Below are 9706 nucleotides of genomic sequence, written 5' to 3'. Positions count from 1 at the left end.
GATCAAGTGGGCCTACGACTACATGAACTCCCGCTACGGCAGCCCCAACGCCGCCTGGGCCTACTGGCAGACCCACCACAACTACTGATCCCCGCGGATCAGCGCCCGAAGGGGCCCGGAGAGCGCCGCGCGCCCCGGGCCCCTTCGGCCGTCCCGGGCCGGTCAGTCGAGGTCGACGGCGATCACCGCGCGCTGCAGCGTGCCGAGCGGCATCGCCGTGGTGTTCTGGTCCACGTCGTCGGTCATCACGATGTTCATGTGCCGCGCCAGCGGCGGTGCGCTCCACGAGCCGGTGAGCCGTTGCAGCAGCTGCGGGTTGAGCTGGTCCTCCTCCCAGAGGAGGTAGTTGTTCGCGATGTCCGGCGGGATCACCCCCAGTGCCGCCTCCAGCTGCGCGAACACCGCGGCGGGGATGGTCACGGAAGGGTCGATGATGCCCTGCAGGACGAAGAACTTCCCGGCGTCCGACCCCGGGTCGGCGGCGAGCGCGGCCTGGTCGAGCGAGAGCGTGGTGTCGAACAGCGGCTGCGGGCTGGACCCGGTGAGGATCTCCTCGACGTACTGTTCCCAGCTGGGGCTCGCGTCCGAGTAGCTGCCCCGATCCGAGGAGACCGAGGGCGGCCAGGCCCAGGGCTGCTGGACCGTGCCGGCGCTGTCGATCAGGACGACGTGCTTGCCGGCCGCGAGGTAGTCGTCGTAGGTCGACTGCGGCGACAGCTGCGGCTGGGTGGCGATGGAGCCGGTGCCGATCAGCCCGGCGAGGTCGGTGGCCGCCTCGGCGTCGTCGGCGCTCGCCTCGGCCGAGGGTGCGGCCGTCGAGAGCTGGATGACCACGATCTCCCTCGGGTGGGCGTCGATCCACCGGGCGATCGCGTCGGCCTCGCCCGTCTGGCCGTCGGCGTCGAAGAACAGGGCGCCCGTCGGACCACCATGGTAGGTGTACCAGGCGCCGTCCTGCTTGCACAGCCGCAGGTCGAGGTAGCGCGAGCCGGCGTTCAGCTGGTCCACGATCGAGCCGCTCTGCGAGCGCGACATGCTCGCCGCCACGGCCGGGGCGATCGCGGAGACGCCGTAGTTCTGCCCGGACGTGCACAGCCCCGAGCCGTTGTGGATGCTCCAGCTGCCGGCGTCATGACTGCCGGGCATGGCGATGTTGTTCAGTGGCCGGTCGCCGATGGCCGGTTGTAGCTGGGACATCCAGTCGGCCAGGTCGAGGCCGGCCGTCGTGACCCCCGCGGGCGTGGTCGTCGCCACCGCCGGGGTACCGGTGGCCCAGATCAGCCCGGCCGCCAGCAGCCCGGCGGTCGCCCCCGCCCACGCGCGGGTGCCGCTGCTTCTCGCCTTCAATGCCGTTCCTTCCGTCGGGGTGGTCGCAGTGCCTCCGGGCATCCGCTGACGTGCCGCCGCTGGCAGAGCGAACTCGCCTGTAGGTGAAGGAACTTGAGCCAAGGCGGCGGCACGGACTGACACGTTCTTAGCCGTCTGGCGGTAACACGTCAATCCTTTGCGTGGGGCCGCGTCGGGGAGGTGGGACGATGGACTCGAGGTGTCCGCTCGGCCGGGAGCGGGAGGAGAGTCGCATGACCGTTCCAGGCCTCCGAGTGGCGGTGGTCGGTTCCGGGCCGGCCGGCCTCTACACGGCCGAGGCGGTGATCAAGCAGGCCACGGCGGACGGCATCGACGTCACGGTGGACGTGCTCGACCGCCTGCCCACCCCCTACGGTCTGGTGCGCTACGGCGTCGCCCCCGACCACCCGTCGATCCGGTCGATCGCCGACTACCTGAAGCGGGTGCTCGAACACCCGCGGGTCCGTTTCCTCGGTGGCCTGTGCTTCGGCCGGGACGTTACCCGCGACACGCTTCTCACCTGCTACGACGCGGTGGTGTACGCGACCGGCGCGGCGCGCGACCGGCGGCTGCGGGTACCCGGCGAGGAGCTTCCGGGGAGCGCCGCGGCCGCCGACTTCGTCCGCTGGTACTGCGGACACCCGGACTCCGACCCCGCGATGTTCCACCTGGACGCCACGGCGGTGGCGGTGATCGGAGCCGGCAACGTCGCGCTCGACGTGGCCCGGGTCCTGGCCAAGCCCGCGACCGAGTTCGGTGCCACCGACATGCCGGAGCCGGTGCTCGCCGCGTTCGCCGCCAGCAGGGTCGAGCAGATCCACATCATCGGCCGCCGCGGGCCCGCGCAAGCCAGGTTCACCACCAAGGAGCTGCGTGAACTCGGTGAGTTGCCGGGGGCCGACATCACCGTCGACGTGGCGGAGGCCGACCTCGACGGGTTCGACGCGGAGCCGGACCGTCGGGTGCGCGGCAACCTGGCGGTGATCAGCGACTGGGCCGGCCGGCCCAGGGCTGCCCACGGCGGCTGGCGGTGCGGTTCTGGCAGCGGCCGGTGGAGATCCTCGGCACCGACCGGGTGACGGCCCTGCGGGTCGAGCGGACCAGGCCGGACGGCTCGGGGCAGGTCACCGGCACCGGTGAGTACGCGGAGTTCCCGGTGCAGCTGGTCCTGCGGTCGGTCGGCTACGAGTCCGTGCCGCTGCCCGGAGTGCCCTTCGACGAGCGGCGTGCCATCGTGCCCAACGCCGAGGGGCGGGTACTGGGCACCGACGGCACCCCGCGGCCGGGCGAGTACGTCGCCGGCTGGCTCAAGCGCGGGGCCACCGGCGTGATCGGCACCAACAAGTCCGACGCAGCGCAGACGGTCCGCGCACTCCTCGCCGACCGGGGAGCCGGCGTGCACCGCGCGGACCCCGCGGCACCCCCACTACCGGACCTGCTGGCCGGCCGCGGGGTGCGGCCGGTGAGCTACCAGGACTGGCTCGGCATCGACGAACGGGAGCACGAGAACGCCGCCGCCCTCGGCCGGGGCGAGCGCGTGAAACTGTCCGGCTGGGACGAGCTGAACCGGGCCAGCGGCCGTCAAGGGGCGAGGACGGCCAGGTCGAGCCGGTGAAGCCGGGCCGGGTCGGCGATCACCTCGTACTCGGTGATCCGCTCGCCCCCGATCGTGAAGGTGAGCGCGAGGACCAGTCGGCCGTGCGCGGCCACCACGGCTCCCACCGTCCCGTCCACCAGCGCCGGCGCCGCGAACCGCGCCCGCCGACCAAAGACCAGGACCCCCTCCGCCACGGCCCGCACACCGCGGACCACACTCGGCGCACCGACCGGTAGCGCCGCGCGGTCGGCCCGGCGCACCACGTCGGGCGCCAGCACCGCGAGGACCGCGTTCAGGTCACCGTTGCGCGAGGCGGTGAGGAAGGCCTCGACCACCTGCCGCCGCCGGGTGAGTTCGCCGCCGGGAACGCTCGCGCCGCCCCGCACCTTCCGCCGTGCGCGGCTGGCGAGCTTCTTGGCGGTGTCCGGCGAGCGTTCCACGATCTCGGCGATCTGGTCGAACGGCACGGTGAACATGTCGTGCAGCACGAAGGCGATCCGCTCGGCCGGGGCCAGCGTGTCCAGCACCACGAGCAGGGCGAGACCGACCGAGTCGGCCAACAGCGCCTCCTCCTCGGGACCGTCCTCGGCGTCCCGGACCTGGTCGGGTATCCGCTGGCCGACCAGCTCCTCCCGGCGCGAGGTGCGGGAGCGCAGCATGTCGAGGCAGATCCGGGAGACCACCGTCCGCAGCCAGCCGGCCAGGTTCTCGACCCCGCTGACGTCGGTGCGGCTGAGCCGCAGCCAGGCCTCCTGGACGGCGTCGTCCGCGTCGCTGAGCGAGCCGAGCAGCCGGTAGGCGACCGATCGCAGCTGGCTCCGCTCGGTCTCGAAGCGTTCCGCCAGCCGGTCCTGCGCGTCCATCGGTCACCTTTCACCGTCGAGTTCCGTCGACTCTATGACGCACCAGGCCGGCCCAGGGTGACCGCGGGCCGACGACGAGGAGACACCCATCATGAGCACGACCCTTCGCACCGCCCTCGACCAGCCCCTGCTGGGGCCGGTGGACCTCGGAGACCTTCAGCTGCCCAACCGGGTGGTGATGGCCCCGACCACCCGGGCCCGCGCGGCCAACCCCGGGCTGGTGCCGACGGAGCTGCACGTCGCCTACTACGCCCAGCGCGCCGGTGCCGGGCTGATCGTGGCCGAGGCGACCTGGGTCAGCGAGCAGGCGATCGGCTTCGTCGACGTCCCCGGCATCTACCGCGAGGAGCAGGTTGCCGGGTGGCGGAAGGTCACCGATGCGGTGCACGCCCGCGGCGGCCGGATCGTGCTGCAGCTCTGGCACACCGGCGCCGCCTCGCACCCCGACCACCTCGGTGGACGCCGACCCGCCGGCCCGTCGGCGGTCAATCCGCACCTGAAGTCCTTCACCCGCGACGGATTCCAGGAGACCGTCACCCCGACGGAGATGAGCACGGCCGAGATCGCGGCCACGGTCGCCGACTATCGCGCCGCCGCGGCGAACGCCCGGCGCGCGGGGTTCGACGGGGTCGAGATCGCCGCCCACGGCTCGTACCTGATCGCGCAGTTCCTCCACCCGCGGCTCAACCTCCGCACGGACGGCTACGGCGGCGACCAGGCCGGCCGCCGGCGCCTGCTGCTGGAGATCGTCGACGCGGTCGCCGAGCCGTGGGACGGCCGGCGGGTCGGGGTGCGGCTGGGGCCGTACCTGGCCCTGGGGGACCGGTTCCCGGTCGACGAGGAGACGCTGGCCGACCACGACGCACTCGTGGCGGAGCTCAACGACCACCCCGTGGCCTACCTGCACCTGCGCGGAGCGGACCGCACCGGGCCGGACGGCGCCCCCGGCTTCGCGGAGATCGCCCGCTACCGGCGGCTGTTCCAGGGCCCGCTGATCGCCAACAACGGCTTCGACCGCGAGTCCGCGAACGCCGCCATCGAGGCCGGCATCGCCGACGCCGTCTCCTTCGCCACCCACTTCATCGCCAACCCCGACCTGGTCACCCGCTTCGCCCTGGGCCGCGAGCTGGCCGCCGGCGACCCGAGCACCTACTACGGGGGAGGGGTCGCCGGGTACCTCGACTACCCCGCGAGCACCGACTCGTCGCGTCCCTCGGCCGTCACGGCCGCGTCCACCTCGTCCGGGGGCAGCGCCAGGCCCACCGCGAAGTAGTAGATCACCAGGCCGAAGGCGATCACGATCAGCAGGTCCCACCAGTTGGGCAGCGCCCCGGTTCCGCCGTAGCGGCCGAAGCGGCTGATCAGCACCAGGCCGGCCAGCCAGGGCCACACCCAGCCGGCGGACCGCCAGCGCAGCGGCCGTCGCCCGCCCCGCGGTAGCCCGAGCCGGGTGAGCGCGAGCACGGCCAGGCCGAGCAGCACGGTGGTGCCGAGCTTCCAGTCCGCCTCGTACCCGGACCAGTAGAAGATCAGGTTCGCCGAGACGAAGGCCGCCGGCGCCAGTACCTGCCAACCGGGCAGCCGGTACGGGCGCGGGCGGCCACCGTCCTGCCGGCGCAGGGCGTGCAGCGCCACCGGGGCGAACGCGTACATGATCGCCGCCGCCGAGGTGATCAGGCTGACCAGCGCCTGCCAGCTGGGAAACGGCAGGAAGGCGATCTCGCCGACCGCGAAGGCGAGCAGGATGGAGACCACCGGTGCGCCGCGCCGGCTGATCCAGGCGACCGGCCCGGGCAGCACCCGCTCGTGCGCCATCGCGTAGGAGAGCCGGGAGGCGCCGGCCAGGTAGACCAGGCCGGTGCTGGCGGGGGAGATCACCGCGTCGACGTAGAGGACGGTCGCCAGCCAACCGGCCCCCAGCACGGTGGCCAGGGTGGCGTACGGGCCGAAGTCCCCCCTGCCGACCGGCGCCGCCCAGCCGTGCGCGAGGGACGCGGGGTCCAGCGCCGCGATGAACGCGACCTCCAGCAGCAGGTAGATCGCGGTGCCGGTCGCCATGGCGGCGATCACCGCGCGGGAGACGTCCCGCTGGGGGTTCCGCGCCTCCCCGGCGAGCTGGATCGCCTGTTCGAAGCCCAGGTAGGCGAAGACCACGCCGGCGGGCAGCGCCGCGAAGACGCCGTGCGCGCCGTGCGGGGCGAAGCCGCCGCCCGCGGTGAAGTTGGAGCCGTGAAAGGCCAGCGACAGCAGCGTTCCGACGGTCAGCAGTGGCACGGCCGTCTTGACCACCACGGTGACCGAGTTGGCCGCCGACAGGAACCCCACCCCGACCACGTTGATGGCCGCGAAGAGCAGCATGAAGCCGGTCGCGATCAGCAGGCCCGCGCCGGTGAGGGTGCCGTCCGGGCGGAGCAGCACGACCTGGTCGTGGATCCAGCCGATCCGGTCCAGGTAGGAAAGGGTGGCCTCGACCTCGATCGGCGAGATCGCGACCGAGCGGATCCAGGACATCCAGCCGGCGGTGAAGCCGGCCAGCGGGCCGAAGGCGAAGAACGGGAACCGGGCGGTGCCCCCGGCGATCGGGTAGGCGGCACCCAGCTCCGCGTGGACCAGCGCCAGCAGGCCGAGCATCACCGCGCCCAGCACCCAGGAGAGCAGCGAGGCGGGACCGGCGATGACGGCGGCGGTCAGCGCGCCCAGCAGCCAGCCGGAACCGATGATCGAGCCGAGCGAGATGGACATCAGGCCCCAGAAGCCCACCGCCCGATGCAGCCGGCCGCCCTGGGCGCTCCCGCTCGCGGTCGGGTCGGTCCTGGTCATGCGCGTGCCCGAGCCGGCTTCATGGCTAGTCCAGTGACTTCGAGAGCCCGGCGGCGGAGCGGCAGTAGCCGGCCAGCTCCGGGTTGGTGATCTTGGCGCAGAGCCGGCCGGCCGCGCCCGCGTCGGTGTAGTTGACCGTGTAGTAGCTGACCATGCCCTCGGCGCAGGCCTTGCGCTGCCAGGCCTCGCCGGCGCTGGCGCACTGCTGGGCCACCCAGTCCTCGCGGTCCAGGTTGTACTTCATGGTCCGCGAGCCGACGCCGCGGCTGCAGTCGGTGGCCCCGCCGTCCTGCTTGGCGCTCAGGCACCAGGTGAGCGCCTGGGCGTAGACCTCCGGGTGGTCGGGGTAGTCGTGCGAGCTCAGGAAGAAGGTAGGCGCGTAGAAGTAGCAGGCGGACTGGAAGAGCGCCGGCTGCTCCGGGCACGGGTACTGCGGCTGGGCGGCGAGCCTGTCCGCGGGCAGCTGCGCCTTGGCGTTCTCGTCCTCCTCGTCCGGGCCGAAGAGTTGCATGAACAGGCCCTCGGAGCACTCGATCCGGCGGGTCTCGGTGGTGAACTTGTTGCAGAGGTCGCGGGCGGCCGGCACGTTCTGCTTGGTCACGAACATCGTCCCGTGGCCGACGCCGTGCACGCACGGGCCGGCCATCTTCGGCTGGCAGAGTGTGAGCAGGTCCTTGCCGGGATCGGTGGAGGCGGCCAGCATCTCCTCGACCGCGCCGTGCAGGTAGCCCTCCGCGCAGGTGTCGTGCGGGAAGGACAGCACCTTGGCGAAGTCGTGGTTGTAGCGCTTGACCGCCGCGTGGCCCAGCTCGTGCGCGATCGGGTGGCAGAAGCGCACGGTGTAGGGCTTGGCCTTGGTGATCCGGTCCAGGTCGGCCAGTGCCACTCCGGGGTCGGTGGCGTCCATCTCGGCCATCAGCTTGTTGCGCAGGGTGCTGCGGGTCCACACCGCCGGGTCGCCGGTCGGCGTCGCGGCGCGCGGGCCGGCGGCGGCCCGGACGGGGGCCGGGCCGCCGCCGGGCGTCCAGTCGGTGACGGCCACCGAGCCGAGTCCGAGCACGCCCAACAACGCGGCGGCGACGACGGCGAAGAGGCGCGGGTGCATGGCGGCTCGGTTCCCCCGTTCAGCGGGCGGCGGCGGACCGTCCCATCCTGATCCGCCGCCGGAGCGACCCGCCCGCCGGGCTGAGCCGTCCGGGCGCCCGGCGGCTGTGGCACGATGCGGGGGACACGCCGATCATTCACCCGTTGGGAGTACCCATGGACGCCGCTGAGCTGGCCTTCCGCACCGCCACCGCGCAGGACACGGCGGCCCTGGTCGAACTCGTCGAGTCGGCCTACCGCGGCGAGGCGAGCAAGGCCGGCTGGACCACCGAGGCCGACCTGCTGGACGGCCAGCGCACCGACCACGAGGCGGTCGCCGAGCTGCTGGCCGCGCCGGAGAGCCGGGTGCTGCTGGCCGAACGGGCCGGCCGGCTGCTGGCCTGCTGCCAGCTGGACCGGCGCGGCACGAGCGCCTACTTCGGGATGTTCTCGGTCCGGCCCGACCAGCAGGGCGGCGGCGTGGGCCGCGCGGTGCTGGCCGAGGCCGAGCGCTACGCCCGGGCGCAGTGGCAGGCAACCGAGCTGACCATGACCGTGATCGTCCAGCGCGCCGAGCTGATCGCCTGGTACGAGCGGCGCGGTTTCCGTCGGACCGGGGAGCTCTCGCCGTTCCCGTACGGCGACGAGCGCTTCGGCGTCCCCAAGCGGCCTGACCTGGCCTTCGAGAAGCTGGTCAAGGCGCTCTGAGGCCGGCTCGGGCCGGCCTTCGTCAGCCGACCGGCAGCGGCTCGGCGACCGGGGTGAACGGGCGACCCTCCAGGGTCCAGTGCGGGTCCGGGACGATCTCCAGCGCCGCGTAGACGTGCGCGGCCACGTCGGTGTGGTGCAGCGGCCCGACCTGCGCGCCCGCCGGCAGGCCCGGCCCGCAGGCGGCGATCCAGGCGGTGCGCTCCAGCACGCTGCGCCCGCCGTGCCCACCCTGGTCCAGGTGCCCGTGGTCGGTGACCACGATCACCGTCCACTCCTCCTCGGCGTACGTCGCGCGGCTGCGGACCGCCGCCAGTAGCCGGCCGAGCCGCTCGTCGGCGTTCCGGATCGACTGCCGGTACTCCTCGCCGCAGCCCAGGAAGTGCCCGGTCTCGTCCACCGCGCCCAGATACACGAAGGTGGCCTGCGGTTCGTCGTCGCCGGTCAGCACGGACACCGCCTCGGCGGTCACCCGCTCGTCGCAGACCTCCCAGGCCTCCGGAGTGTCCTCCAGCGGGGCTATGTAGGAGAGCCGGCCGGGCGCGGTGAACAGCGGTCCGCCCTGGCGGGCCAGGAAGAGCGGCTCCCAGCCGCCGACCGCGAAGGTGCGCCGGCGGTGGGTGGTGGCCAGTCGGGTGGTGAAGTCGGGGAAGACCTCCAGCCGGTTGCCGCCGAAGTGGTTGCCGTACACGCCGTGCTTGGCCACGCCGACGCCGGTGACGATGGTGGTCCAGCACGGGCCCGACATGGTCGGCGTGGCGTCGTCGACCTCGACCGGCGCGAGGAACCCGGCCGCGGCGACCTCGTCGAGGTGCGGGGTCGCCAGCTCCGGCAGCAGGTCGAGGCGGACGCCGTCGATGCCGATGACCAGGACGCGGCGCGGGCCGGCGGGCCAGAGAGACACAGGAAGACTCCGATCGGTCGGGGGGCAGGGGCCTGCCCGGCACCCTAACCGGCCGTCGAGCCGTCAGAAGCCGGGTCCCGGGTCGGTTCCCGGAACGCCCGGGGTGGCACGGGGCACTGTTCGCCCGGCGGCCACGAAGTGTTCGCCCACCGCTGCCCGGCCGTTTCCCGCTCGGGCGCGAGCCCGAGCGCGACGAAATTCGCTCGACACCCCGAGCCGACGGCGGCAGCATCGGCTGCCATGAGCGACGGGGAGACGGCGAGGCGCATCCGACTGGTCGAGTTGCCGGTGACGGCCCTGCGGGCGCGGGGGGGGGGGGGGGGGGGGGGGGGGGGGGGGGGGGGGGGGGGGGGGAGGGGGGGGGGGGGGGGGGAGGGGGGGGGA

The 9706-nt window shown here is 73.3% G+C and carries 9 protein-coding genes; 4 read left to right on the top strand and 5 right to left on the bottom strand.

The window, feature by feature from the left end; genetic code table 11:
* Positions 1-162: 162 nt before the first annotated feature.
* Positions 163-1347, bottom strand: coding sequence for a PI-PLC domain-containing protein (locus tag ACZ38L_RS27780; RefSeq protein ID WP_465698281.1), 1185 nt, complete (start codon positions 1345-1347; stop codon positions 163-165).
* A gap of 233 nt (positions 1348-1580) precedes the next feature.
* Between ACZ38L_RS27780 and ACZ38L_RS27775 the strand changes: the two genes are divergently transcribed.
* Complete coding sequence (locus ACZ38L_RS27775) at positions 1581-2426, top strand: FAD-dependent oxidoreductase (protein ID WP_465698279.1); 846 nt, start codon at positions 1581-1583, stop codon at positions 2424-2426.
* Positions 2378-2962: a ferredoxin--NADP reductase domain-containing protein gene (locus tag ACZ38L_RS27770; RefSeq protein ID WP_465698277.1), complete on the top strand. Its 585-nt coding sequence runs from the start codon at positions 2378-2380 to the stop codon at positions 2960-2962. Before ACZ38L_RS27775 ends, ACZ38L_RS27770 begins: the two co-directional genes overlap by 49 nt.
* Here the strand turns inward: ACZ38L_RS27770 and ACZ38L_RS27765 are convergent.
* Positions 2929-3807, bottom strand: coding sequence for a sigma-70 family RNA polymerase sigma factor (locus ACZ38L_RS27765; protein WP_465698275.1), 879 nt, complete (start codon positions 3805-3807; stop codon positions 2929-2931). The two genes, ACZ38L_RS27770 and ACZ38L_RS27765, sit on opposite strands and share 34 nt — an antisense overlap.
* A gap of 91 nt (positions 3808-3898) precedes the next feature.
* On the opposite strand from ACZ38L_RS27765, the gene ACZ38L_RS27760 reads away from it, so the two are divergent.
* Positions 3899-5080 carry an alkene reductase gene (locus ACZ38L_RS27760; protein WP_465698273.1) on the top strand — a complete coding sequence of 394 codons (1182 nt, stop codon included), beginning with the start codon at positions 3899-3901 and terminating at the stop codon, positions 5078-5080.
* Here the strand turns inward: ACZ38L_RS27760 and ACZ38L_RS27755 are convergent.
* Together ACZ38L_RS27755 and ACZ38L_RS27750 are read right to left on the bottom strand one after the other, a co-directional pair.
* On the bottom strand, positions 4990-6627 hold the full coding sequence (locus ACZ38L_RS27755) for an APC family permease (protein WP_465698271.1): 1638 nt from the start codon (positions 6625-6627) through the stop codon (positions 4990-4992). The genes ACZ38L_RS27760 and ACZ38L_RS27755 overlap by 91 nt on opposite strands.
* 25 nt (positions 6628-6652) lie before the next feature.
* Complete coding sequence (locus ACZ38L_RS27750) at positions 6653-7732, bottom strand: hypothetical protein (RefSeq protein ID WP_465698269.1); 1080 nt, start codon at positions 7730-7732, stop codon at positions 6653-6655.
* A 155-nt stretch (positions 7733-7887) separates the two neighbouring features.
* On the opposite strand from ACZ38L_RS27750, the gene ACZ38L_RS27745 reads away from it, so the two are divergent.
* The gene (locus ACZ38L_RS27745) at positions 7888-8418 is read left to right on the top strand and encodes a GNAT family N-acetyltransferase (protein ID WP_465698267.1); all 531 of its coding nucleotides are present in this window, start codon (positions 7888-7890) and stop codon (positions 8416-8418) included.
* Between the two features lie 22 nt (positions 8419-8440).
* Here ACZ38L_RS27745 and ACZ38L_RS27740 read toward each other — a convergent pair whose 3' ends face one another.
* Positions 8441-9322, bottom strand: coding sequence for an alkaline phosphatase family protein (locus ACZ38L_RS27740; RefSeq protein WP_465698265.1), 882 nt, complete (start codon positions 9320-9322; stop codon positions 8441-8443).
* Positions 9323-9706: the final 384 nt, after the last annotated feature.

Source organism: Kitasatospora sp. NPDC024654 (genome assembly GCF_055559155.1).
The sequence above is the reverse complement of the archived record's forward strand: the minus strand, read 5'-3'. Positions and strand labels throughout refer to the sequence as shown.

Excerpts from the sequence above, each read along its gene's own strand:
- ACZ38L_RS27775 (WP_465698279.1), top strand. The coding sequence starts at position 1,581 with ATGACCGTTCCAGGCCTCCGAGTGGCGGTGGTCGGTTCCGGGCCGGCC.
- ACZ38L_RS27765 (WP_465698275.1), bottom strand. The coding sequence starts at position 3,807 with ATGGACGCGCAGGACCGGCTGGCGGAACGCTTCGAGACCGAGCGGAGC.
- ACZ38L_RS27760 (WP_465698273.1), top strand. The coding sequence starts at position 3,899 with ATGAGCACGACCCTTCGCACCGCCCTCGACCAGCCCCTGCTGGGGCCG.
- ACZ38L_RS27755 (WP_465698271.1), bottom strand. The coding sequence starts at position 6,627 with ATGACCAGGACCGACCCGACCGCGAGCGGGAGCGCCCAGGGCGGCCGG.
- ACZ38L_RS27750 (WP_465698269.1), bottom strand. The coding sequence starts at position 7,732 with ATGCACCCGCGCCTCTTCGCCGTCGTCGCCGCCGCGTTGTTGGGCGTG.
- ACZ38L_RS27745 (WP_465698267.1), top strand. The coding sequence starts at position 7,888 with ATGGACGCCGCTGAGCTGGCCTTCCGCACCGCCACCGCGCAGGACACG.